Here is a 25,781-nt window from a genome sequence, read left to right on the forward strand (position 1 = left end):
TTCTTTTTTATAATGTTTAGCTCCAGACGCTTTTCATTGTTCATGTTCCAGCGCCTAACCACTCGCGTTGCTACAGTCTTGCTGATAAAAGCAAAGAATTTTTAACTTCAAGGCTTCTGTGAGGAGTGGTACAGGCGCATAGACTTATCATTTCCTCTGTATCGAAAGTCTTGCAACTTTCTTTTTTGTTTCTGTAAAGAGTGCATCTAGTTGAATATGAGCGTAATGACTTGATATTTTATCTTTCACAAATTGGAAACGTTCATCGCCGTTTAATGGAAGCAATATATAAACAACCTTGTTTTTACGGTCATCTAACACTTTACCACCTTGCTCAAGTAACTCACTATAATTCTCAATTGCCATATTCATCAACTCGACTGCTTGAATGTCATTTTGGCTATATAAAGCTTCAATCTGTTCACGCACTGTTTCCCATTGCTTAAAATAGGGTGCCAGTAACTCCTTATTAATACGGTTCGATTCACTAGGCATTTGCTTTCATCCTTTTCTTCCCTTCCCTGCACAAAGGCAGGAGTGGACACACAGTACATCCAGGATTTTGCGCTTTGCAGTGGTACCTCCCGAAAAAAATGATTTGGTGATGAGTATCTGTCCATTTTTCCATTGGTGTCCAGCGCATAATTTTCTCTTCAACAGCTAGAACTGAATCTTTCCACCTGTTCATACCAAGTCGCTTCGATACACGTTCTAGATGTGTATCTATGGCAATGGCAGGTATGCCAAATGCATTCGATACGACAACGTTCGCTGTTTTTCGTCCTACGCCCGGCAAAGTCATCATGACGTCCCGATTAGCAGGTACTTCCCCGCCATAGTTATCAATAAGCATTTGACTTAGGGCTTGAATATTTTTTGCCTTATTGCGGAATAATCCAATCGATCTGATATCCGCCTGTAATTCTTCGATATCAACCGCCAAATAATCTTCAGGCGTTTTATATTTTTTAAACAGCTCCGCCGTCACCCGATTAACGAGAACATCCGTACATTGGGCAGAAAGCAACGTTGCAATTGTCAATTCAAAAGGATTGTCATGCACGAGTTCACAATGTGCATCCGGGAACATTTCACCGAATTGTTCGAGGCAAAATTCCCATTGTTTTTTTGTCAGCATTTACTCCCACCTAATCCCGTTCTTCCAACCAGTTATAGAAAGGTACACGTTTTACCGAAACAGTGTTTTCTGGTTGCTGTGACGGCCGTGTTCCTACTGTCCTGAATGACTTTGTTTGACGTTCAACATCAGACAAGGTCTTAACATTTTTCTTTTTCCACTCAAAAAGAATCCGATCTATATATCGGAGACTTAATTTTTGTGCGATGACAGCTTCTTTTAATGCTGCACGGATAATTTCGACTGTATGCCCATCATCATCAAGCCACATCGTAATTGATTCGCATTCCATTGGTGACAGGAATCGTCCAAATTCTTGTTCGAACAGCGAAAAAATTTCCCCTTCCGCGTTCTTATTGGTCACATCCTCAGCCTCGTTCGTTGCGAACGCAATATGGTCTACTAATCGATCCCACAAAGGTTGCAATGAAAAGGTTTCATGTAACACTCCTTTTTGATCTTCACTTTGGCCAATTCGGAGTAGACCGTGTTGCATTAAACGTTGTAAAATCATGGATATTTCATTCTCCGTCAAATCCATCCGTCTTGTAAACTCATTGGGAGTCGGAAAATGATTGCCCTCGGATTTGAATGCCGTCATTTGCATAATCAGCATTGCATCCAAATCTTTTATTCCAAGACTTTTATAATTGTGAAAAAAGAGCTGGGAAATGTTAACATTCCCCTGCTCAATCCAAATTCGGAGCCGTTCTTCGTGTTGCATGTCCGAACTCCTCTCTTCTATTAAGGTATTAAGGGTACAATCTGTTCAAAAGACGTGGGAACGGAATCGTTTCGCGCACGTGTTCTACGCCGGAAATCCAAGCAACCGTACGTTCAAGTCCTAGTCCAAATCCAGAATGCGGTACTGCCCCGTATTTACTAAGGTCCAAATACCATTCATAAGCAGACTCATCAAGGTTATGCTCTTTGATTCGTTGTTTCATCAGCTCATAGTCATGAACACGTTCAGATCCACCGATGATCTCTCCATACCCTTCAGGAGCGATCAAATCGGCACACAAGACAACGTCGTCCCTTGTAGGATGCGGTTGCATATAGAACGGTTTGATGCCGATTGGATAATGCGTGATGAATACTGGCATATCATAACTTTCAGCAATTGCCGTTTCATGAGGAGCTCCAAAATCTTCTCCCCATTTAATGTCATCAAAACCGTTGTCGTTCAGGAATTTGATAGCATCATCGTAAGAAATACGCGGGAATGGTGCTTGAATTTTTTCAAGCTTAGACAAATCACGATCAAGTCTTTCTAGTTCAATTGGACAGTTTTGCAGCACTGATTGAACAACATGCGTCACATACTGTTCCTGTACGACCAAGCTTTCTTCAAACTCAACGAAAGCCATTTCCGGTTCAATCATCCAAAACTCAATCAAGTGACGGCGAGTTTTGGATTTTTCCGCACGGAATGTCGGCCCGAATGAAAACACTTTTCCAAGTGCCATTGCTGCAGCTTCCATGTAAAGCTGACCTGATTGTGAAAGGAATGCGTCCTCATCAAAATATTTCGTTTTAAATAGTTCAGATGTCCCTTCCGGTGAAGAACCTGTCAATATGGGAGGATCTACTTTAACGAATCCATTCATGTGGAAAAACTCATACGTTGCACGAATTACTTCGTCGCGGATTTTCATAACAGCATGCTGTTTACGTGACCGGAGCCACAGATGGCGGTGGTCCATCAAAAACTCTGTTCCGTGTTCTTTCGGTGTAATTGGATAATCGACTGCTTCACTGATGACTTCAATGTCTTTCACTTGTAGTTCATAACCAAATGTCGACCGCTCATCTACCGTAACTTCCGCAGTAATATAAAGTGAGCTTTCTTGTGTCATTGATTTTGCTTTCGCAAAAATATCTTCACCAACAACTTCTTTGACTACGACTCCTTGGACGAATCCTGAACCGTCACGTAGCTGTAGAAAAGCAATTTTTCCGCTAGAACGTTTATTGGCGAGCCATCCACCGATACGAACTGTTTCGCCAGCGTGGTTTGGCATTTCATGTATCATGATTGTTTTCATAGTAACCTCCGAAAGTTAAAAAATCTATTTTTTTTAAGACATGAAAGTATAATTTTTTCAACTGGAATGTCCAGACTCCAGCGCTCCACTTATTCTTTCCAGTTTGCTTTTACAAATGCATGTATACGTCGAATTGCTTCTTCAAGTAATTCGATTGATGTTGCATATGACAACCGAATGGTATTTGGAGATCCAAAACCAGATCCAGGGATGACAGCGACGTTTGCTGTCGTTAATAATGCAGCAGCGAAATCATCGACATTCGCAAACCCTGTGTTTTTAGCTGCTTCTGATACATCTGGAAGCAGATAGAAAGCACCTTGCGGCTTGATTATTTTAAATCCAGGAATAGCAGATAATTGCGGATAGACTTGTTCCAAACGAGACTCAAAAGCTTTACGCATCGTTTCAACTGTATCTTGCGGCCCGTTATAGGCTTCGATTGTCGCATACTGGGAAGTTGTCGTTGGATTTGATGTCGAGTGACTTGCAAGATCTGTCATCGCTTTAACAATGTCTGCATCACCAGCAACATAACCAATACGCCAGCCAGTCATTGAATGTGATTTGGATACGCCATTAATGAGCAGTGTCCGTTTTTTTGCATCATCAGAAAGCTGTGCAACGGAAACATGTTTTTCTCCACCATATACAAGCTTTTCGTAAATTTCATCTGAAATAATCCAGATATCCTTTTCTTTACAAACGTCGGCAATTTTCTGTAGTTCTTCTTTTGAGTAAATCATGCCTGTCGGATTACCAGGCGAGTTGATGATAACCGCTTTTGTTTTAGTTGTAACCGCGTCACGAATTTGCTGTGCTGTCACTTTAAATTGTGCTGTCGCGGTCCCTTCGATATGTACTGGAACTCCGCCTGCTAACTTCACTTGTTCTGGATAGCTGACCCAGTAAGGTGATGGGATGATAACCTCATCGTCCGGGTTGAGCATAACTTGGAACAAAGTATATAGTACATGCTTTGCACCAATTCCAATCATGATTTCTTTTCTGGAATAGTCTAATCCCTGATCTTTTTGTAGCTTTTGTATGATAGCATCTTTTAGCGCGGGCAGACCACCTGCAGGCGTATATTTCGTCATGCCTTCTTTCATCGATGTATACGCCGCCTCAATAATGTTAGCAGGTGTATTATAATCAGGTTCTCCTGCACCAAGACCGATTACATCGATGCCGGCATCTTTCATTTCTTTCGCTTTTGCCGTTATGGCAAGCGTCGTTGAAGGCGAAAGAGTATTCACTCTGGATGCTAATGATTTCGTCAATTGTATCGCTCCTTTAGAGGTTCAAAATTCGTTTCCACCATTGACCGTTCTCGAAAAACACATAAACATAATTCAGTTTTCCGTTATCACTTTTGAATGCAACTTCCCAAACAGGGCCTTCTTCTTCAATCCCGAGCTTAACATGAAGAACTTTTTTTACATCCAGTTCTTTTTTGACGTTTGCAACGGCCTTTTCTGCCGAAATCCCATCCGTCAACTTCACTTCTTTAAAACCGTCTTTCGATTTTTCATCGACAAAAACAGCTTTTTCATTGCCATCACCGTCCACACCGAATACCGTTACAGTCGGAACTGTACCATTGAAGACCTCAGCAGAACTTGCTGAAACGAGTTGTCCTGATTGAATTGCGGATTCGATTGCCGTCTTATTCGCCGACGAAAAAGGTTTATCGGCATTATATAAAACCGTGACGGTGATGACTGAAGTTAACATTAAAAGGAAGACGACGATGAATTTAATCCAATTCAGCATAAATCTTCACGTCCTGTACTTCTAAAAAATGTTTTTCGAATCATTATGACTCGCTTCCTTTAAGATACCTATTCATTATAGCAATTTTCGAGTTCATTAACCATATGTTCGAGTGAGACTTTTTTCACTGGTATATTTGGAAAAGCATCCAAGAAACGCTGGCCATATGATTTTGTTTCAATCCGCCTATCTAAGATAATGAAAAAACCTTTATCAGAAGATGAACGTATGAGTCTGCCGAAACCTTGTCGTAACCGCATAACCGCTTCTGGTAATGCGTGCTCGGTGAATGGATTTAGTCCAGAATCCAATAACTTGGCAGCTTTCGCTTTGTAAACCGGTTCTTCTGGGGATGAAAATGGCAACCTGACGACGATAACTGCAGCCAATGCATCTCCAGGTACGTCAACACCTTCCCAAAAACTGTTCGTTCCAAATAGGACGGAATTAGTAAACTGCCTGAAAGACTTCAATAATCTGATCCGACTTCCTGAACTGATTCCTTGCGCAAACAGTGCATAGTCTTCTAACTGTTGACTTTCTGTAATTAGGTCATAGGTTTTTCTGAGCATATCTTGTGAAGTAAACAAGACGAAGAGCCTTCCACCAGTCGCCATGACTGTCTGAACGACCGCGTCTGTAACGGCTTCGATATAATCCGATTGACTGACTTGCTGAATATCAGGCATATCGTTAACGATGAATACCTCCGCCCCTTCATAGAAATAAGCAGGCGCATCAAATGTTAGAAGTGGTACTGAATCAGCAATACCCAGCTGTCTTGCGATAAAACGCTCATTCTCCGGAATTGCAAGTGTTCCCGATGTCCATACAATGCCCGTTTGTTCATCCTTTAGCTTGTTAATGAATGTACGGATCAGCTCAGATCCGTCTAGTGAACGTTTGATAACAGTTAGGCTTCCCGGAATACTACGCATATCTTTTTCCATCCAGACCGTGAAATCATCAGAATTATCATCTACAAAGACTTCAACCCATTCTCCCGCTTTGATGGTCATTTCACGGACCCAAAAATCCCATTCCGAAAGAATTGCCTGTTCATTTCGAGTCATATTGTCAAAGTGGACCGCTAAACCACTTGTGAACGATTCAGCTTTACGAATATAGTCTGACATCGCTTCAGCAACTTTTGAAAAATCAACTCTTCCATAGTTCAGTTCAGCTAATGAATAAATGATTCTGTTTCCCTGTTGCTTCTTGCGCTTTTCAGGGTTAAAAGCAGTCAAGGTAGCTACTGCATAATCGAACAATGTCAAAAACTTCACGAATGCAGAATCCAACTGTTCTTTACTGCGAAATCGATCTGTTCCAAATTGAGTATTGAGCTTGTCAACTTGATGCAACAGTTGTCCTGTCGCATCAGACGCAATTTGCCCCATGACATACTTCCAATTCGTGTAGGAAAATACGGTTTCATTCATGAATGTTGCCGCTTGAACAAATTGATGAGCCTCATCAATAACGAGCCCAGCGAGCGAACTGAAAATCTTTTGTTCTCTATTCATATCAGAAAGGAGCATTGAATGGTTTGTAATGATCAAATTCGAATGTCCGCATCTCTCAAGCAACTTGTAATGATAATCGGCGACTTGTTCATCATGCGCCAGCACATTGGAACGTTTTCGAATACGATCAACAAACAACTGTCCTCCGCCGGATACATTCAATTCCTCTAGGTCACCTGACACGGTTTCCGTAAGCCAGACGAGGGTTTGCATGATGGCAAACGTTTCATCATAAGACTCATCAGCAATTCGTAGTAGTTCCTCGAATTTACCAAGTGAAATGTATTGTTCTCTGCCTTTCAATACGGTAGCCGTCACATCAGATCCAAGTATTATTCGTGCTTTACGAAGTTCTTCTTCCATGATTTTATCAGCGAGGTGATTGGTGTATGTGCTGATAACTACAGGTTTTCCTGTCGCAATTGAATGAATAGCTGCTGGCAAGAGATAGGCCATGGTTTTTCCGATTCCAGTCGGCACTTCTGCAATCATTTCAGTTTGTCCGGACAATGCATTCCACACTGTATCCATAAACCCGAACTGCGATTCCCTTCGTTCGAAATTAGGATAGGCTTTTTTCAATTGAACTGTTTTCTCCTGATCGTCAAAAGGATAAACCGGGTGATCAATGTGATTACCCATTACAAGCGACATATTTCGATAGGGGATTCCACGGAAAAATGAAAAGTTCGAGCTACTTCTTTTCGTCCGTGCCAATTTTAGTGCTTCGTAGAAAAGTGTCGAAAGATCAGATTTCAACTTAAACGATCTACGGTGCAAAAGGTTCAGCGTATCCTCTGGTAATGTATGCAATTTGTCCATGCAAATAAGAAACAGCTTTGCAGTCGCCTCTGCATCATCATCCGCGCGATGGGCAGATCCAAGTTGTATGCCTAGTTCTTCAGTAATATCCTGCAATCTGTAGCTTGGAGCGGAAGGAATCAAAATTTTAGACAGTTCAACTGTGTCGATTTTCTTTCCAGTCCATTTAGCAATACCACATCTTGCGAACTCGCTCTGAAGGAATGACAAATCAAAATCAGTATTATGTGCAATGAAAACCGTCCCTTCCAAAAGAGTGGCGACTTCTGCTGCAATTTCATCAAAAAAAGGTGCATCTTTCACATCAGCATCGGAAATAGATGTTAATTGACGGATAAAAGTAGGTATTTTTTGTCCTGGGTTTACAAAACGGACATACTTTTCCCCAATCTCTCCATTTTTTATAAACACAATCGCGATTTGAATCATCCGATCCCCTTTAGCTGGTGAATGACCGGTCGTTTCCAGATCGACGACCGCATATGTTTTATTTTGCATTCGATCATCAACTTCCTGTTTAACATTCTACTGCAGATTGTATCACATTCCAGCTTTCAAGTCGGTACAAAGCCCATACATATGGATATAAAAACATAAAAAGCTCATTTGAAATCAAGTGTTCTGATTCCAAATAAGCCCATAAATTAGAGTGTCATACCCTGTTTTTCTCGAATAATTTCTTTTACTTCGTTTTTATCATCCATAATAAGAACAGTTGGTTCATGCATACGTGCTTCTTCATCAGTCATATAGATGTATGACAGAATAATAACAATATCCCCGCGCTGTACCAGACGTGCGGCAGCACCGTTTACACAGATGACACCACTTCCGCGCTCTCCTGCTATGATATACGTTTCAAAGCGTGCACCGTTGTTGTTGTTTACCACATGTACCTTCTCATTCGGGTACATACCAGCAGCATCTAACAGATCACTATCGATCGTAATGCTTCCTACATAATTAAGGTCTGCTTCTGTTACAGTTGCTCGGTGTAATTTACTGTTCATCATCATTCTGAACATGATAACCATCCTTTATTGACATAATAGTGTTATCGATCAATCTCGTTTTACCGAATTTCACTGCACATGCAAGAATCACTTCATTGGACAATTTTTCATAGTGTGTAAGCTCAGGATATGAAAGTAGCGAAACATAATCCATTATGCCTGAACTGTTTTCTGTAATGTATGCAGCGATTTCACGTTCAATTTCATCCACAGAGACACCTGCATTAAACAACAATACACCTTTTTTAAGTGCTTGCTGGATGACTGGTGCCTCTGCACGTTCCTTCTCGGTAAGATTGACATTTCTAGAACTTTTCGCAAGACCATCTTGCTCGCGAACAATGGGTACCCGAACAATTGACGTTCTTAAATTATAGTCACGAATAAATGTCTCAATAATCGCCAGTTGCTGTGCATCTTTCATGCCAAAATATGAACGGTCCGGGTCAACGATATTAAATAGCTTTAAGACAACTTTCAAAACACCATCAAAATGACCTGGACGAGATGCTCCGCATAGAACTTTTGACTGAGGCCCTGGCAAGATACGGACACCACCGTCTTGCGGGTACATTTCTTCAGGTGTCGGCATGAATAAAATGTCTACACCTGCCTCTTTAGCCAGACTTGCATCACGTTCTGCATCACGCGGATAGGCTTCAAAATCCTCTCCAGGGCCAAACTGAGCTGGATTAACAAAAATGCTCATGACAACCATATCATTATGCTCTCTTGCCTGCTCTACAAGCGTTAAGTGGCCTTCATGTAAAAAACCCATTGTTGGCACGAAACCGACTGTACGGCCTTCGCGATTGTTACGATCAATCATGCCGTGCAGGGCCTCAATCGAATGAACGACTGTCATTTTCGCCATTTCAATTGTCATCCTTATTGCCTCCGTATAACGCTGTTAATTCTTCTTCTTTCATCGTAAAACGATGACGTTCGGCCGGGAATGAACCATCTTTCACTGCAGCCACATACTTTATCAAACCCTCATGAATAACTGTTCCGACATCCGCAAACGTCTCAACAAATTTCGGGACGTGATGACTGCCATACTTCACAGTGTCATGGTATACAAGCACTTGACCGTCCGTTCCTGCTCCTGCACCAATGCCAATAACTGGTATTGATACTGCTGCAGAAACCTGTTCGCCTAGCTGATAAGGAATACATTCCAAGACAACCATAAAGGCTCCTGCAGCTTCACAAGCACGTGCATCATCAATAAGTTGTTGAGCCGCTTGCGCCGTCTTCCCTTGTACTTTATATCCGCCGTCAACGGATGCAGACTGAGGTAATAGACCAAGATGTGCCACAATCGGAATTCCTGTTCCTGTTAGGAGACGAATCGTATCAACCACGTTCCCTGCTCCCTCAAGCTTTAATGCATTAGCACCTGTTTGTTGAAAAATACGGATAGCATCAGTTAACGTTCTGTCTGCGCTGCCATGATATGAACCGAATGGCATGTCAACAACAACAAACGTCTCCTTTGCCCCTCTTCTAGTCGCGCTACCATGATGGATCATGTCATCCGTCGTGACCGCAATCGTCGAATCATAGCCAAGGACGACCATGCCTAGTGAGTCTCCCACGAGAATAATATCGACTCCCGCATCTTCCGCAAGTTTTGCAGACGGATAATCATAAGCCGTCAACATGACAATCTTTTCGTTTGCCTTTTTCATTTTGATAAAATCAACTGTGCTTTTCAAATTATTATTCCCCTCTCTTTGAGAAGAAACCGGATATAAAAACCCTTCTGCGCCAAAAATGGACAGAAGGGTTGTATCATCTTGTGATGGTTTCCTCCGTCCCTGTCTTTTACTAAAGATCAAGGCAGATCATATTGAATTTTAAATTCCCAAAAGTTTCCAAAAGGTGCAGCTCACACTAGATACCGCCCTTCGAAACTACTATAACAAATTGGAAGTTATATGTATAGCGATCAATTTGAAAGTTCGATGTCTGCAGAATAAATACCTCGGATTGTCCCGTCGTCAAGCTTAAGTTCCAGTACACCTTCTTCAGAAATACCGAGTGCTATTCCTACAATCGTTTCATTGAACATAACCGCCCGAATACGTTTGCCAGTTGTATTGGAAAAACCTTCCCATAGTATCTTGATGGGACCGAAGCCATGTTTCACATAGAGGTCAGTGTATATTTCGAGAAATTCAAGCGTTTTTGCGATCAATTGTGCGCGATCGACTGGTTTACCCGTGAGCAATTTAAGTGATGTCGCTATGCCGTGCAGTTCATCAGGAAAATCCGCTTGATCCTGGTTAACATTTATGCCAATTCCTAAAATGATTGCCTTTACTTGATCGGGGTCTGCTTGCAGCTCAGTTAAAATCCCGGTCACTTTTTTGCCTTTGACCAGAATATCATTCGGCCATTTAATATCCGGTTCAATTCCGGTTATTTCCTGAATTGCACGTGTTACGGCGACCGCTGCAACTAACGTCATCTGCGGCGCTTGTTGCGGTGTTAACGCCGGGCGGGCAATCACACTCATCCAAATGCCCTTGCCTGCCGTGGAACTCCAAGCGCGTGCCATCCGTCCTCTTCCTGACGTCTGTTCTTCTGAGATAATGACAGTTCCATCCAAAGCGCCGTTCTGCTCTTCATCATGTGCGATGATCTGTGTCGACGTACAAGTCTCGAAATAGTGGATATTTCGCCCATACCTTTTTGTCGTTAACTGTTTTTGGATATTTGCTTCGTTAACCCGATCTGGTGATTCGATGAGATAATACCCTTTTTTCCGAATCGTCCCAATCACGTAGCCATCTTTTTCGATTTCTTTAACGTATTTCCAAATGGCAGTCCTCGATAATCCGAATTGATCAGCAATTTCTTGTCCGGAGACGGGTTCACCTTCCGCCTCGAACAGTCTTTTCAACAATTCATTTTTCACGATTGAATTCATATAGAAACCATTCCTTTATGTCATTTGAATTATTTTCACATGTCCTATACAGAACGGCTTTTTCGATTTCACTTATCCATTCACCGATCCATCTGCCGCCTTTTTGACTTGTCCACTCCATCAGTTTTTTTCCGTCTACAGCAAGATCTGCTATGGACTGAATCGGTAATGACTGTTTCATCTGTCTAATTTCTGTACACGAAATTGTTTCGACATTATCGAGCATCGAACGAAACAGCTTTTCCGTTGTAAACAGAACAGCCAAATCATATTGGTAATACTCATCAATCGTAAATTGACAAGCCAGCCGGTTCGTATATGCCTCTTTTACTGATGAGAGAAATAACTTTTCGACATTCGATAATTTGTACGCCCTGGCAACATCAGACGCCGAGAAGTTTCCTGCAATCATAAAACAAGCCCAACCTTCAAGTGCCGATTCGAATGGCACAGTCCGATTGAGTTTTTCATTGTCTTCTGGAAAAAGAGGAAGATGTAAATTTAATCCTGTATTTTGTATGCTGTGAAACGCTTTCATGGGATTGGCACTTGCAAACAATTTGTCCATTTCAGCTTTTAGGCGCTCTACAGATACGTAACGAATTTGCCCGGCATTATCACTTATTGCTTTAAATGTTTGTTCTTCGATATTGAAACCGAGGACAGCTGTAAAACGGATAGCTCTGAACATACGAAGAGCGTCCTCATTGAATCGATCTGCTGCGTTTCCTACAGCTCTAATGATACGATCAGCCATGTCCACCTTACCACCGAACAAATCGATTAATTCACCGTCTTTTGTCATAGCAAGCGCATTCATGGTGAAATCACGTCGGCGCAAATCTTCTTTTAACGATTTGACGAAACGCACTTCATCCGGTCGACGATGATCTGTATACGTGCCTTCTGTCCTGAAAGTAGTTACTTCAATCGGTTCACCGTTCATCAGCACAAGGACCGTACCATGGGCTGAACCTAAATCCACAGTTTGCGGAAATATTGCTTTTACTTCTTCAGGCTCTGCAGAAGTTGCAATATCAATATCAGTCGCCGTTTTGCCCAATAGGTAATCTCTTACTGCACCTCCGACAAAAACAGCTTCAAATCCCGCATTTTCAAGGGTACGGATAACTTCGCGGCTCGGCGCAGTTCCGAATAATGAAATCATTATTTTCCCGCCACTTCGTAATAAAGTTTTTCATACTGATTGACGATTGTTGATGAATGGAACTTGTCAGCAGCTGTTGCCAGACCATTTTCCCTGAGTGTCATACGTAGTTTATCGTCTTTCAATAATAGCAATGCTTTTTCCGTTGCCCCATAAATGTCGCCAACTTGGACAAGAAAACCGTTGTAACCATCTTCAATAACCTCCGGAATTCCACCGACATTTGTCGCAACTGAAGGTAATCCGCAAGCAAGCGCTTCCAGCAGAACAAGGCCGAACGCCTCTGTTTCTGACAAATGAAACATGACATCACTGATGGCTAGCAGTTCAGGTAAGTCATCCCTTTTTCCAGTAAAAATAACATTCTGCTCTATTCCTAATTCAAAAACAAGCGCTTCCATCTCCATTTTTTCAGGCCCATCCCCGACAAGAAGTAATTTTGCATCGATTTCTTTTAATACTCCCCTAAAACTTTCAATAATATCGGGAATTCGTTTCACTTTCCTAAAATTCGAAATATGGATAATCACTTTTTCATCCGGCTTAATCCCAAAATCACTTTTCAGTGTTCCAGCATCTACCGGATAGTATTTGTTTTCATCGATGAAATTATATATCGTTACTAATTCTTTCTTCGGCTCAATCAATTCCAATGTTTCTAGTCGAAGTGATTCAGAAACAGCTGTAGTAATAGTGGATTTATCGATTCCATAGCGCACTGTATTGCGTAGTCCCGGATCATGTCCAAGAATTGTTACATCTGTTCCATGCAACGTCGTAATAACACCAATCGTCGAATTCGCCATATCTTTTCCAAGTGCAGCCGATACGGCGTGTGGTACGGCATAATGGACATGAAGAAGGTCAAGTTTTTCCGTTTCAATCACTTCCGCAATACGATTGGCAAGCGCAATGTCATAAGGCGGATATTTAAAAACGGCGTAGCCATCTATTTTCACTTCATGGAATTGAATATTTGGATGTACGTCCAAAAAACGGAACGGCTTACTCGATGTAATGTAATGCATTTCATGGCCTCTATCTGCCATCATTTTTCCAAGTTCAGTTGCTACGACTCCGGAGCCTCCGAGTGACGGGTAGCAAATTACACCGACTTTCAATTTTTCCAATCACAAGACCCCCTTTCGATTTACAGTAATAAGTTTTCAGTATTAGTCAATGATATTTTCAAGCCCGTAAACAAGGTCTTGTCGTTCCATTACATTGTGTATTGCCATGAGAATCCCCGGCATAAATGAACTTCGATCGAAAGAGTCGTGACGGATAGTTAGTAACTCCCCTTCGCCTCCGAGTAACACTTGCTGATGCGCGAGTAAGCCAGGCAGTCGGATGCTATGTATTTTCATACCGTCGAAATCCGCACCGCGTGCTCCTACTTGATGTTCTTGTTCATCTGGGTGTCCTTGTTTATGTGATTCTCTAACGGCTTTTATCATTTCAGCAGTCTTTACCGCTGTGCCTGATGGTGCATCGACTTTTTTGTCATGATGCATTTCCAGTATTTCGACATTGTCTAAATAGCGTGCTGCTATGGCAGAAAACTTCATCATCAACACTGCTCCAATCGAAAAATTTGGTGCGATGATTCCTCCAACCTGATTTTTAGCAGCCAGTTCTGTCAACAAAGCAATATTATCCATTGAGAGTCCTGATGTACCAACCACAGGACGTATTCCAAGCGATAACGCGTCATGTACATTTCTAAAAACGGCATTCGGATCTGTCAAATCCAGCATAACGTCAGGCTTGTTCGCAGCAGCTAGATTCTCAAGAGATGTATAAATAGGTATTCCACCTGGCATATTATTTACTTCCGTTTCATGTAAATACTGCCCTTCATACTTGTAATCAAGGGCAGCAACAACTTTCATATTTGGTGCACTCATAATTGCGGTTAACGCCGCGCTTCCCAATCGGCCACGTGCTCCTGCAATTGCAACTTTTATAGTCAAATCATTTCCTCCTTTTTAGTCCAGCGGTCGGCATCCCGTTCTTTGAACTTCTTAAGAACGTTTAAAAGTGCTTTGTCTAAGTTAATCCCCTGTGAGTTAGCGAAACAAATAAGAACAAATAGCAGATCTCCTGTTTCTTCTTCTAGTGATTTTATCGCTTCAGTCGATTTTTTCTTTTTCATGCCGTATACATGCTGTACCTCTCTTGACAATTCTCCAAGCTCTTCAGTCAACCTAGCGACCAATTCCATCGGAGGGAAGTAACCTTCTTTAAAACCATTTATGTAAAAATCTACTTCTTGTTGTAGCTTTTCCATCGTCTGCGATTGCTCCATTTGTGTCAACTCCCTTTACCATCGTATAAATTAATAACACTATTGTCAAAATAAATATTATAGCTGATAATAGTTCTATCGCTACAAAAAGAAAGGTGTGCACTAAATGTTCGTCGGGATCAAATTCAAAAATATCTTTTTCATCATTCTTGGTGCTGCAATTTTCAGTTTTGGGCTCGTCCATTTTAATATTCAAAACGAACTCGCCGAAGGTGGTTTTACAGGAATTACATTGATACTCCTGTTCGCTTTCAAGTGGGATCCAGCAATTATGAACCTTATCCTAAACATTCCAATGTTCATTATTGGCTGGAAGCTATTAGGGAAAAAAGTGTTTGTCTATACGGTCATCGGAACAGTGGCAGTGTCTGTCTTCCTTAAAGTCTTCATGATTTATCAGATTGATATCCATCTGAAAGACGATATGTTCCTTGTGGCTTTGTTCGCGGGAGTGTTTATTGGCATTGGGCTCGGCATAATCTTTAGATACGGTGGAACAACTGGCGGTGTAGATATTATCGCACGTTTGGCGCACAAATACATCGGTTGGAGTATGGGAAAAACAATGTTTCTCTTCGACGCGCTTGTCATCCTCGTTTCCTGGGCAGTCTATCTGGACCACCGCTCGATGATGTACACGCTTGTTGCACTGTTTGTCGGTGCACGCGTCATCGACTTCGTCCAAGAAGGCGCATACGCAGCTAGAGGCGCTTTCATCATCTCTGAAAGCCAAGACGAGATCGCAACGAAAATCACTGAAGAAATGGAACGCGGTGTGACGGTCTTTAGAGGGTACGGTCACTTCACTAAATCTGATCGAGAAATTCTCTATTGTGTCGTCGGAAGAAATGAAATTGTCCGTTTAAAAAACATCATTACGTCAGTCGATCCGCACGCCTTCGTTTCACTCACCGATGTCCATGACGTTATGGGGGAAGGTTTTACGCTAGATGAACAAAAACGGCCGCTTGAACGTTGAAAAAAGCGCTGGCGACTAGACACTGCTTCAAGAGATAACGCATAATTTCTTATCTTTAAAATCACATGTGTTAATTAACCAAAGTTAACCAGTAAATGACTGCTTTTTTGTGTTAATAAATTAGATGTCCTATGTATAACTGCTTTTGGGTTTTGTACTGAACAACTACTATACAATTATCGGGATTTATTGCTGCGTAGGTACACGACGGACAGATAGTCGCAACAGGTTGACCAAGGAGGAATGTACTGCATTTCCAGCCACATTTAATCCGCGATAAAGTAGATGTGATTATTTTGTCCAAGCTAGCTGGAGATGTATAAGTGCAACTATAGACTTTTCTGCTTTTCTTACAGGTGCTTTATGTAAGAAAGTGGTTAATCAACAGAAGTGCTTTTAAATATAACCGAAAAAAAATCCGTTCCTCAAAAATATGAGGACGGATTTTTTAAATTCTACTTAGTCTCTGCTCCTAAAAATAAGGATAAGACGAACCAGTTCAAGCACTGCAACAGCAGTTGCTGCGACATAAGTCATTGCCGCTGCGCTCAATACTTTTTTCGCACTTTTTTCTTCTTCATTACGGATAATTCCAAGTGAGACGATCTCATTCATCGCACGTGTAGATGCGTTAAACTCAACCGGCAATGTAACAACTTGAAACAGAACTCCCACTGCTAGTAGCGCGATACCGATTCCAAGCAAGGAATTCATGCTTGAGAAAATCATACCAATCATAATGAAAATCCAAGATGCATTGGAAGTGATATTCGCAACTGGTGCTAAACGGTGACGGAAACGAAGAAATGAATAGGCTTCCTTATCTTGAATCGCATGTCCAACTTCGTGAGCTGCAATAGCTGTACCTGCGACAGATGCCTCATGGAAATTATGTGTTGATAATGCAACAATTTTCGTAAGCGGGTTATAATGATCACTCAGAAATCCTCGGCTTTCAACCACTTGCACATCTTGCAATCCATTTTGGTCAAGGATAAGCCGCGCGACCTCCGCACCTGTCATTCCAGATGTAGAACGCACTTTAGAGTACCTTTTGTATGTGCTCTTCACTTTGAATTGGGCATAAAGCGGCAATAGTATAATTGCACCCAAGTAAATCCAGAACATAGTCAGCTTCCTCCCTTTTCTCTATATGACCTATTCTATAGCGGTATCACTTCATCCGCAACTATTTACTATTACCATATAACAGTGTTCGACCTCTTCTTCCATACCCAATAAGCAAGTAAAATGCAGGCAATCGATAACCAAAATGTGAAATAACCGATGTGATCCATATTTTTCATTAAGTCATAATAGATCGGCATCTGAACGTAGACGTAATCTATAACGTCATTATGAAGTGTCCAAACCGCCGCAATTGCAATATGAATGAGTGAAAACCTATACAACCGACTGTACAATACTGCCTGTAGCGCCATCGCAAAATGTGAGCCGATAAGCATCCAGCCCATCCAGCCAATTGAACCCGTCTCGACAAGCGTCAATAGATTCATGACGACCGCCCAAAGCCCGTATTTAACAAGTGTTATAAGTGCGAGCGCTTCGATTAGCTTAAAGTTCCTACCGATTAGCCAGCCAATAATGGCAAGTGTGAAGAATAAGCTAGCCGTAGGACTGTCCGGCACAAAAATCCAAAACTTCGGCTCTGTGATTTCAAGTTGCCACATATACCAATCATAGCCGAACACCGTGCCGCTCAAGTTAATAAATAACAGAATCCAAAGAAATGATTTATGAGAAAGGACAAGCCAAATCTTCTGAATGAAAAAATCCATGGGCACCTCTCCAAAATAGATTAATATGTATACAGGTCTAACGAATTATTCCATTGAATGCCGTTTCCATTCTTAGAGCTTTGGCTACTCGATATCCAATTGCTGGACATTGTAATGCGCCTGCTCTGCGTACAAATGCGTACCGGATTCAAAATTAAATGCATGAACATATCTATACAAAAAAAGAGTCAGTTTCCTGACTCTTTTTCATTACTCGCTTTTCAAGCCTTCTATAAACTCGGCAAGTACTTGTAAATCTTCATCTGAACCTTCCCATGTACCAGGAGGCATGTCACCTTGTCCGTCGTGAGCAATTTTCACAATATCAGCAGCACTAAGACCTGTATTTACTAAAGGCTTACCAAGACCACCCTGGAACGCATCACCGTGACAACCAATACAGCTCGCCCCAGCATAGATTTGATAACCTTCAGATTCGGTATCGAATTCTACTTCTTCGACAATCGCACCTTGTATTTTCTGTTTTTCCCAATCATGGTTCACATATGACTCCCAAGTTAGGTAGAACAAAGCTGCGAATGAAAGAAGCATGAATGCAGTCGGAAGCGGACGTTTAATTGCTCGGCGCTCCTTCGTTGTATCCATAAATGGAACAAGCATTAGGGCACCCATTGCAAGACCTGGCATGATAATAGCACCAATAATATTATACGGTCCTGAAGCAAACTGATACTTCAACAATTGATACATAGATAGGAAATACCAGTCTGGAACTGGCATATACATCGTATCTGTCGGATCCGCTTGACGTTCAAGCGGGGACGGATGAGCAACTGTCAATATTAAATATCCAATAAGGAAAACTGCACCAATCAACCATTCCTTCAAGAGGAAGTTAGGCCAGAAAGCTTCCGTTTTACCCGGATATTCTGAATAATCTTTCGGGACGTTCGGCATCTTGTTCGTAGCCTTAATGCGCGAATCTCCGACAAATTTCATCCCTTTTCCGCGTTGCATAATGTCCCCTCCTTTTTAAAATCGTTGGACGCCAGTAACTCTTATAGCGGTCCTGAAATACCTTGTCTTCTGATCATGATAAAATGTGCTGCAAGCAACCCAAGCAAAGCAGCTGGTAAGAAGAATACGTGAATGGCGAAGAATCGTGTTAATGTTTGTGCACCGAGAATCGTTGTATCTCCTGCAAGGAGCACTTTAATTGATTCACCGATGAACGGGACTGATGCCGCAATTTCAATTCCTACTTTCGTAGCGAACAATGCTTTCATATCCCATGGTAGTAGATAACCAGTAAAACCAAGGCCGAGCATAACCATAAAGATCAGTACTCCGACAACCCAGTTAAGTTCACGTGGTTTTTTATAAGAGCCAGTAAAGAATACACGCAGCGTATGTAAGAACATCATAACGATAACAAGTGACGCTCCCCAGTGATGCATCCCACGCACAATTTCACCGAATGCTACTTCATTTTGAAGGTAATAAACGGATTTCCATGCATTTTCAATGTCCGGTGTGTAATACATCGTAAGGAACATACCAGAAAGAATCTGGATGACAGTGATAAAGAATGTCAGTCCTCCGAAACAATAGATGAATGCAGAAAAGTGATGTGCAGGGTTTACGTGCTCAGGTACTTCGTGGTCAGCGATATCGCGCCAAATCGGGGTGATATCCAACCGTTCGTCAACCCAATCATAAATTTTATTTAGCACTTCGGTCGTACCCCCTTACATTTTTAAACTAATGTGTTCGGTTTTGTTTTTCCAAGATACACGAATCCGTCTTCGACTTTAACGTCAAATTCATCAAGTGGTCCGAGTGGTGGAGTTCCTTTTACGTTGTCACCATTTTTCATATAACGTCCCGCGTGGCATGGACAGAAATATTGATCTGGATGCTTTTCATCGCCGCCCCAGTTTACCGTACAACCAAGGTGTTTACAGACAGGAGAAAGCGCGATGACCGTATCGCCTTCTTTATAAACCCAAGCAGTGTTTGACACGTCAGATTTATACCAGGCATCTTTTCGATCTTTGATAGTGAAATCGACACGAACTGGCGTTTCCGTTAGCTCGTCCACTTTTTGCGGAGTCGGGATGAAGTCTCCTTCACCTGTCTTCTGCAAAACTGGGTCGATTGCAAAACGAACCATTGGCATCAACATTCCTGATGCCATGAATCCACCAACACCCATAAGTGTATAACTCATGAATTGGCGTCTTGACACTTTCTTGCTCATTATTTTCCCTCCTCTTACTTAAAGGTCAGTCCAAACGGACATTCTTTTGCTAATTGTAATACTAGGACATATCTATGATATATCAATACTAAAGGAAATTCAATCCCACTTTCTGTACGGATGTAAGTTTGTGAACAATTATCGAATTTTATTGTTCCGACCATTTTTCCATGAAGCGCGGTAAAACTTGTCGAAGTTGATCCTCGATAATTGTTTTCCTTAATTGAGGCTCCATATTTTCAAGCGGGATAGATGGAAGCCAGATCACTTCGCCGTCTATTTTAATACTTGTCCACGCAGAATCAGTCGTCAAGTAAAATACGTGTTTGAATGGTGACATCGAAAGATCGCCGGACAATGTTGCTGCTAATTCTATCAAATCCATCGACTTTGTATATGCGAACGGAGGCATAAGCATGATGCGCCCTTTGAACTGCGTTTCGATGAACGTCGTGAGATGCATCAAAAACTCGGAAGAAGAAGCACTATTTTTCATGTGCCCCGGTTCAGTCTCTACTCTAAGCAGAGGAATTATAAGTGTATCGATATATTCTTTCTGTTGCAAATATGTATTCATATCGTGTGCAGTCCAATTCATTGCAAAATTACCTCCTTGAAAAATCAGTAAAGGACTCCACCAAATTGGGTGGAGTCATTAATTCTTCGATACTTTCATGTCATTCAACAGTGCAGATAATACAATAAACCGTTCCTTGTCATTTGTGTCAAGGGCTTCATCAACACTTTTCATAAGCATATCAACATTCATCAAAGCAACACTTTCCTCCAGCAATTGCTCAGCGATTTCTCGATCACCTTCACTTACTTGTAAATAATCCGGAAGAAAAGGATTTTCCTCACGAACACTTGCATATTCCGGGCAAGTATGGCTGTTCGAAAAATTAAGTTGTATATACATCTTATCATCGGGGTGAAGTCTCAAGTCATGAAATGATTTTTCGGCATCTGCGGTCATTAAATTCCCTTTGTAAAAGCGAAATGGAATACTCTCTGAACCCGTTGTTGACATTACCATAGCCCTTGGACAGTAATGTGCTTCATCCGTAAAGTGAACGTTTTGCAGAAGTTGTTCATGGCTTAGAAGGTAATTCAAAATCCACACACATTCACGGCGCTTCAATTTGTACCGCTTTAAGAACCATCGCACAAAGTCCTTTTTAGCAGCGACAGGAATCATGGCCGTCATGTCACTCCTCCTTGTCATTTTGTGCTTCTAGAAAAGCTCTCCAATTCTCATCATCAGGAACAATTTCAAGCAATTCCTTGACTATTTTGAGGGCTTCATCAGGTTTTCCTTCTTCAAGAAGAAATTTCGCGAAGTTTTCAAGGAAACCGTGATCATCTTTCATCCCAATATATGCCTTACCATAGGATACGTATGCATCGTCATATTGTTCCTCACGTTCATACGCATACGCCATAAACGTGTCCAACAAAGGAATATCGACTTGATTATCTTTTGAGTACGTCAGCAGATCGATTAGTTCATGGCTCTGTTCCCTCTCGTTGTATAACGAAGCAAGAGTAATAAGCGCTTCAATATATTCAGGATCGAGTGCCAATGCTTCTTTCAAATGCTCTTCAGCCTTTTCTGGAAGGCCGAGTTTCAATGCTGATTTTCCGGCGGTCAATTGTAGTTCCTTGTCAAATTCATCTCTGCGGATTCCATCTTTGAACATATCGTATGCCCTCTGGTCATCACCTAATACCGACAATGACTGTCCTGCCAACATGTATGCAGAAAAATAATCTGGATCCATTTCTATTAAAGTGTCTAACAGTGTGACTGCTCTTTCTGCATTTCCACTTTGGAAGTAAGCAAATGCGGCCCCGAAAAGTGTATCCGGCATGGCGTTATCTTGCAATATTTCTTCGTAATATGGAATCGCCTCTTCATAAGCCGCTCCAGCACTATACGTTTCAGCAAGTCTTGATAAGATTCGAATGCCACCGATTTCATCCGTTTCATCATGCAATTCAAGATACATCCGAGCTGCCTCTCCGTACTTCCCAGAATCGAGGAGCAATTCCGCATACGCGAACCGAATTACAGGCTCATGGGGTACAAGTTCATGCGCTTCTTTAATCTTTGCAAGAGCTGCTTCCGCCATTCCAGACATCTGATAATAATCTGCTAACGCTAAAAGGGCTTGTACATATTCCTCGTCGTCCGGGCCCACATCCGTGAGTAGCAGAAGTGCTTCATCCTCTTCTCCAAGCTCAAGCAACGTGCCTGCACGATCAATTTTCAACTGCGCTTCATCGGGCAAATGAAGACGCAAAGTTTCATAAAGACGATCAGCCTCCGCCATAAATCCGTAGCTAGCAAATAAATCTGCTGCTTCATAGAGCAAATCGAAATCCGTAGACCCTATTAACTGATCAATGACACCGGTGATTATTTCTACATCACCGCCTAAAATATTTTGTTCAATTTCTTCTAACTGTCCCATATTTTCACCTGAACTTTCAAAATGTATACATCAAACCGTTATCCTTTTGCAATTATCGAGACCGCGAGCTTTTCTAAGTCTATGAAGAATCCCGGATACGAAATAGCGATGCATGCTGGATCTTCAATACGGATTGGAGCTGACGAAATAAGTGCTGCAATTGCAGCCATCATGCCCAATCTATGATCTCCATAAGAAGCAAGCGTGCCGCCGGAAAGTTTCGTAGGTCCATTGATAATCATCCCGTCGTCTGTTGCTTCAATATTTGCACCTATCTTTTTCAATTCCGACGTTACAGCCGCAATTCTGTCTGTCTCTTTGACTCGTAGTTCCCCGGCGTCCTTGATAATTGTTGTGCCCTCGGCCTGCGTCGCAAGCAAAGCGATAACAGGCAGCTCATCGATTAGCCTTGGTATTAAGTCCCCACTGATTTCGGTCCCTCGCAATCCTTCATAAGATACTTTAACAGTACCATACGGTTCCCCGGCTCCGTTAACTTCTTCGAGGATTTCAACACATGCACCCATATTCGTGAGCACGTCCAATATCCCCGTCCTTGTCGGATTAAGCCCGACATTTGTAAACGTAACAGAACTTCCTCTAATCATTGCAGCTGCGGCCATGAAAAATGCTGCTGATGAAATATCACCTGGCACTAACACATCCTTGCCACGGAGCACATTTCCCCCTTTGACACTAACTTTAGTTCCGTCTACCTGAACATCCGCTCCAAATTGCAAAAGCATACGTTCAGTATGATCGCGCGAAACTGTCTTCTCGCTAATAACAGTTGTCCCTTCGGCATTCAAACCAGCAAACAGAATAGCCGATTTTACTTGAGCACTGGCAACAGGCATGTCGTATTCAATCGCAGAGAGCGGTCCACCCGTAATCGTGAGTGGAAGTAGATTGCCGTCAGGTTCACCTGCTACAGAAGCCCCCATAGATGACAAGGGTAGTGTAACTCTATTCATTGGACGCTTTGACAGCGATTCATCTCCTGTCAAAACGGACCTGATAGTCGAGCCTGCAAGTATACCAAGTATTAGACGTGCTGTCGTCCCTGAATTACCGGCATAAAGATCCTCAGACGGATTTTGCCATCCTTGCATTCCAGGGCTAACTACTGTGACGTTAGTGCCATCCCTTTCAATTGATACCCCGAGTTGTCGAAAAATATCAATTGTCCGCAGGCAATCTTCTCCGTCCAGGAATCCGGTAATTTGTGATTTACCTTCAGCGATGGAACCGAGCATCACAGCACGGTGCGATATCGATTTATCACCCGGAACTACCACATTACCCTTTAATTCCGGTTTATTGAACTCCACTAGTTTCGTCTCTACCAAGAAAAGCCCCCCATTCAAACTATGTACATGCTAAAATTCATTGTTCTGGAAAGAGCGGATTTTGCCTGTTCCCGGTCATCAGTAGATTGGAAGCTGATAACAAGTATTCCAAAGACATCCGTCCGCGTCTCAACGATTCGGATATTTGTTAAACTGATTCGTTCATCCGCGAGTATTTTTGTGATTTCCGAAATAATCCCTGGGTGATCCGGGATATCAATATGCAAATCGAATGTCATATAGAATGCACCCTGAGACGTAATCGGTAAGTCGTCTCGGAACTGTTTCGCTCCTGCAAAATAATCATATATTTCGTCGGGATCATTCGATTTTAGCATATTTCGAACATTTTCCATCTCTTCAAGCCATCCGTCAAGCTGTTTTAACAACTCTTCTCTATTCTGCGTCGTAATATCACGCCACATGATGGGATCTGCAGATGCGATACGAGTCAAGTCGCGAAATCCGCCTGCAGCGAGTTTATTAACAAATGGTTGCTCTTCTTGTTGTGCTGACAGCCTTCCAACGAGCGATGAAGCGACGAGATGAGGAAAATGACTAACGATTGCCGTCATCCGGTCATGTTCTTCAGAATCGAGCACGACAATTTTACCTTTCGTTGGACCAAGTAGAACGCGGAGCTGCTCGACTTTTGAGCTGTCTGTTTGTGAATCTGGTGTTAATATGTAATACGCATTTTCAAATAGATGCTCTTTAGCCGCAGTTACCCCACTTTTATGGGAGCCTGCCATTGGATGGCCACCTATAAAAGTAATTCCACGTTCAAGCAATCGTCTTGCAGCATCCATGATTGGACCTTTCGTACTGCCCGTATCCGTCATAATAACATCTTCTTTCAAATTCCAGTCGACCGCTTGATGCATCATTTTAACCGTCGTATTGACTGGTGTGGCAAAGATAATGACGTCCGCATGTTCGCATGCATTCTCAACGGACGTCGCGATTCTATCGATGATTCCCCTACGGAATGCTTGTTCCAACGTACTAAAGGATCGGTCGTACCCCGTTACTTGCAGACCCGGGTTACGTTTCAATGCAAGCCCGAGCGAACCACCAATCAGGCCAAGTCCAATTATGGCGACATTCGGTATCATACGGCTGAATCCTCGGTTTGCAACAACGTATCAAACGCCTTGAAGAAGTTGCTAGTCTGAGCTTCCGACCCAATCGTCACCCTTATATAACCTGGGGTTCCAAGTGCATTTCCACTTCTAACGATGAATCCATGCTGCAACAACTTTTCTGAAGCATCATCTGCATCACCTGGCACTTCAATTAAAACAAAATTCGTTTCAGAATCAAATAAATGCAGTTTATTGTCAGAAGCATACTGTGTAAACCGTTGCCTTTGTTCTTGATTCAGGATACGGCATTGTTCGATAAATGCCTCGTCTTCTAGCGCTTTTTCTGCAACTGCTAGTCCAAGTGAGTTATTATTGAACGGGCTTCGCACTTTATTGAGATTAGAGATGACCTCAGGCTGACCAATTGCATAGCCAACTCTGAATGCTGCCAATCCGTATGCTTTAGAAAATGTCCGTAAAATAATAACATTCGGGAACTTTTCCAGCCATGAAATCGAATCGATATGGTCAGATTTAGTAATGTATTCGAAATACGCTTCGTCAAGAACGACTAGAATATTCTCTGAAACTTGTTCAAGGAAACCATTTAGAGCATCGCCAGGAATCAAATTACCGGTCGGATTATTCGGATTGCATAACCAAACTACAGCCGTCTCTTCATTGATAGCTTCCAAGAATCCTTCCAAATCATGTTGGCCATCTTTCAATGGAATTTCCCGGATTTCGGCCCCTTCAATTCTCGCATTATGGGCATATTGCGGGAATGTCTCTGTCGCCATAACCGTATTTACTCCTTTGCCAAGGAGTGCTCTTGAAATGATCATGATGATCTCATCTGAGCCATTTCCAAATAACAATGACGTTTCGTCAACTCCGTGTTTCCCCGCAAGTTTCTTTCGTAATCCACCCGCATAGCCGTCAGGATAGATTTCATGCTGGATTGCTGCTGATGTCAAATAGTCTCTGACAGATGGTGCACAACCATACGGATTTTCATTTGATGCAAGTTTTACAACATCATTCAGACCGTATATTCGTTTTGCTTCATCAATCGATCTTCCTGGTTTATAAGGTTGAATACTTTCAAGCGCTTTTTTCCAATTCATAAAATTCCCT

Annotated in this window: 27 protein-coding genes; 1 reads left to right on the top strand and 26 read right to left on the bottom strand. The window is 42.1% G+C overall.

The window, feature by feature from the left end; genetic code table 11:
• Nucleotides 1-147: 147 nt before the first annotated feature.
• The 15 genes from FQ087_RS07650 to FQ087_RS07720 all read right to left on the bottom strand — a co-directional run bounded on the left by FQ087_RS07650 (nt 148) and on the right by FQ087_RS07720 (nt 14,737).
• Nucleotides 148-495, bottom strand: coding sequence for a YpoC family protein (locus FQ087_RS07650; RefSeq protein ID WP_149579879.1), 348 nt, complete (start codon nt 493-495; stop codon nt 148-150).
• A complete protein-coding gene (gene nth / locus FQ087_RS07655; protein ID WP_149579880.1) occupies nt 488-1,138 on the bottom strand; it encodes an endonuclease III in 651 nt (216 codons plus the stop codon). The genes FQ087_RS07650 and nth overlap by 8 nt, the downstream gene beginning before the upstream one ends.
• Before the next feature lie 10 nt (nt 1,139-1,148).
• Nucleotides 1,149-1,862 (bottom strand): DnaD domain-containing protein, encoded by a 714-nt coding sequence (locus FQ087_RS07660; protein WP_149579881.1) that lies wholly within the window; start codon nt 1,860-1,862, stop codon nt 1,149-1,151.
• Between the two features lie 28 nt (nt 1,863-1,890).
• A complete protein-coding gene (gene asnS, locus FQ087_RS07665; protein ID WP_149579882.1) occupies nt 1,891-3,186 on the bottom strand; it encodes an asparagine--tRNA ligase in 1,296 nt (431 codons plus the stop codon).
• Nucleotides 3,187-3,275: 89 nt separating this feature from the next.
• Nucleotides 3,276-4,469: a pyridoxal phosphate-dependent aminotransferase gene (locus tag FQ087_RS07670; RefSeq protein ID WP_255452174.1), complete on the bottom strand. Its 1,194-nt coding sequence runs from the start codon at nt 4,467-4,469 to the stop codon at nt 3,276-3,278.
• A gap of 13 nt (nt 4,470-4,482) precedes the next feature.
• Nucleotides 4,483-4,962 (bottom strand): cell wall elongation regulator TseB-like domain-containing protein, encoded by a 480-nt coding sequence (locus FQ087_RS07675; protein ID WP_149579883.1) that lies wholly within the window; start codon nt 4,960-4,962, stop codon nt 4,483-4,485.
• A 68-nt stretch (nt 4,963-5,030) separates the two neighbouring features.
• Complete coding sequence (gene dinG, locus FQ087_RS07680; protein ID WP_149579884.1) at nt 5,031-7,808, bottom strand: ATP-dependent DNA helicase DinG; 2,778 nt, start codon at nt 7,806-7,808, stop codon at nt 5,031-5,033.
• 146 nt (nt 7,809-7,954) lie between these two features.
• Nucleotides 7,955-8,335, bottom strand: a complete 381-nt coding sequence (gene panD, locus FQ087_RS07685) for an aspartate 1-decarboxylase (protein WP_149579885.1) — start codon at nt 8,333-8,335, stop codon at nt 7,955-7,957.
• Nucleotides 8,310-9,188 carry a pantoate--beta-alanine ligase gene (gene panC, locus FQ087_RS07690; RefSeq protein ID WP_149580801.1) on the bottom strand — a complete coding sequence of 293 codons (879 nt, stop codon included), beginning with the start codon at nt 9,186-9,188 and terminating at the stop codon, nt 8,310-8,312. Before panC ends, panD begins: the two co-directional genes overlap by 26 nt.
• Before the next feature lie 10 nt (nt 9,189-9,198).
• A complete protein-coding gene (gene panB, locus FQ087_RS07695) occupies nt 9,199-10,044 on the bottom strand; it encodes a 3-methyl-2-oxobutanoate hydroxymethyltransferase (protein WP_149579886.1) in 846 nt (281 codons plus the stop codon).
• A 233-nt stretch (nt 10,045-10,277) separates the two neighbouring features.
• The gene (locus tag FQ087_RS07700; protein ID WP_149579887.1) at nt 10,278-11,261 is read right to left on the bottom strand and encodes a biotin--[acetyl-CoA-carboxylase] ligase; all 984 of its coding nucleotides are present in this window, start codon (nt 11,259-11,261) and stop codon (nt 10,278-10,280) included.
• A complete protein-coding gene (locus FQ087_RS07705; RefSeq protein ID WP_149579888.1) occupies nt 11,239-12,429 on the bottom strand; it encodes a CCA tRNA nucleotidyltransferase in 1,191 nt (396 codons plus the stop codon). Before FQ087_RS07705 ends, FQ087_RS07700 begins: the two co-directional genes overlap by 23 nt.
• Nucleotides 12,429-13,559, bottom strand: a complete 1,131-nt coding sequence (gene bshA / locus FQ087_RS07710) for an N-acetyl-alpha-D-glucosaminyl L-malate synthase BshA (RefSeq protein WP_255452175.1) — start codon at nt 13,557-13,559, stop codon at nt 12,429-12,431. The genes FQ087_RS07705 and bshA overlap by 1 nt, the downstream gene beginning before the upstream one ends.
• 42 nt (nt 13,560-13,601) lie before the next feature.
• Nucleotides 13,602-14,402 (bottom strand): 4-hydroxy-tetrahydrodipicolinate reductase, encoded by an 801-nt coding sequence (gene dapB, locus FQ087_RS07715; protein WP_149579889.1) that lies wholly within the window; start codon nt 14,400-14,402, stop codon nt 13,602-13,604.
• Nucleotides 14,399-14,737: a nucleotide pyrophosphohydrolase gene (locus tag FQ087_RS07720; protein ID WP_149579890.1), complete on the bottom strand. Its 339-nt coding sequence runs from the start codon at nt 14,735-14,737 to the stop codon at nt 14,399-14,401. Before FQ087_RS07720 ends, dapB begins: the two co-directional genes overlap by 4 nt.
• A 106-nt stretch (nt 14,738-14,843) precedes the next feature.
• Between FQ087_RS07720 and FQ087_RS07725 the strand changes: the two genes are divergently transcribed.
• Nucleotides 14,844-15,716 (top strand): YitT family protein, encoded by an 873-nt coding sequence (locus tag FQ087_RS07725; RefSeq protein WP_149579891.1) that lies wholly within the window; start codon nt 14,844-14,846, stop codon nt 15,714-15,716.
• Between the two features lie 459 nt (nt 15,717-16,175).
• On the opposite strand, the gene FQ087_RS07730 is transcribed toward FQ087_RS07725, so the two are convergent.
• The 11 genes from FQ087_RS07730 to hisC form a co-directional block, all read right to left on the bottom strand.
• Nucleotides 16,176-16,844: a zinc metallopeptidase gene (locus tag FQ087_RS07730; RefSeq protein ID WP_149579892.1), complete on the bottom strand. Its 669-nt coding sequence runs from the start codon at nt 16,842-16,844 to the stop codon at nt 16,176-16,178.
• A gap of 71 nt (nt 16,845-16,915) precedes the next feature.
• Nucleotides 16,916-17,515, bottom strand: a complete 600-nt coding sequence (gene lhaT, locus FQ087_RS07735; protein ID WP_149579893.1) for a lipoprotein heptaprenylglyceryl N-acetyltransferase LhaT — start codon at nt 17,513-17,515, stop codon at nt 16,916-16,918.
• 210 nt (nt 17,516-17,725) lie between these two features.
• Entirely contained in the window at nt 17,726-18,493 is a 768-nt protein-coding gene (locus FQ087_RS07740) for a menaquinol-cytochrome c reductase cytochrome b/c subunit (RefSeq protein WP_149579894.1), read from the bottom strand.
• Nucleotides 18,494-18,534: 41 nt separating this feature from the next.
• Nucleotides 18,535-19,209: a menaquinol-cytochrome c reductase cytochrome b subunit gene (gene qcrB / locus FQ087_RS07745; RefSeq protein ID WP_149579895.1), complete on the bottom strand. Its 675-nt coding sequence runs from the start codon at nt 19,207-19,209 to the stop codon at nt 18,535-18,537.
• Between the two features lie 23 nt (nt 19,210-19,232).
• The gene (locus FQ087_RS07750; RefSeq protein WP_188006671.1) at nt 19,233-19,736 is read right to left on the bottom strand and encodes a QcrA and Rieske domain-containing protein; all 504 of its coding nucleotides are present in this window, start codon (nt 19,734-19,736) and stop codon (nt 19,233-19,235) included.
• Nucleotides 19,737-19,884: 148 nt separating this feature from the next.
• The gene (locus FQ087_RS07755; RefSeq protein WP_149579897.1) at nt 19,885-20,334 is read right to left on the bottom strand and encodes a DUF2487 family protein; all 450 of its coding nucleotides are present in this window, start codon (nt 20,332-20,334) and stop codon (nt 19,885-19,887) included.
• Between the two features lie 57 nt (nt 20,335-20,391).
• A complete protein-coding gene (locus FQ087_RS07760; protein ID WP_149579898.1) occupies nt 20,392-20,943 on the bottom strand; it encodes a ReoY family proteolytic degradation factor in 552 nt (183 codons plus the stop codon).
• 1 nt (nt 20,944) lies between these two features.
• Nucleotides 20,945-22,210, bottom strand: coding sequence for a tetratricopeptide repeat protein (locus FQ087_RS07765; protein ID WP_149579899.1), 1,266 nt, complete (start codon nt 22,208-22,210; stop codon nt 20,945-20,947).
• 38 nt (nt 22,211-22,248) lie between these two features.
• Nucleotides 22,249-23,559, bottom strand: coding sequence for a 3-phosphoshikimate 1-carboxyvinyltransferase (gene aroA, locus FQ087_RS07770; RefSeq protein WP_149579900.1), 1,311 nt, complete (start codon nt 23,557-23,559; stop codon nt 22,249-22,251).
• Between the two features lie 14 nt (nt 23,560-23,573).
• Nucleotides 23,574-24,674, bottom strand: a complete 1,101-nt coding sequence (locus FQ087_RS07775; protein WP_149579901.1) for a prephenate dehydrogenase — start codon at nt 24,672-24,674, stop codon at nt 23,574-23,576.
• Nucleotides 24,671-25,771: a histidinol-phosphate transaminase gene (gene hisC, locus FQ087_RS07780; protein WP_149579902.1), complete on the bottom strand. Its 1,101-nt coding sequence runs from the start codon at nt 25,769-25,771 to the stop codon at nt 24,671-24,673. Before hisC ends, FQ087_RS07775 begins: the two co-directional genes overlap by 4 nt.
• Nucleotides 25,772-25,781 lie beyond the last annotated feature (10 nt).

The sequence above is a fragment of the Sporosarcina sp. ANT_H38 genome (assembly GCF_008369195.1).
Lineage (GTDB): Bacteria > Bacillota > Bacilli > Bacillales_A > Planococcaceae > Sporosarcina.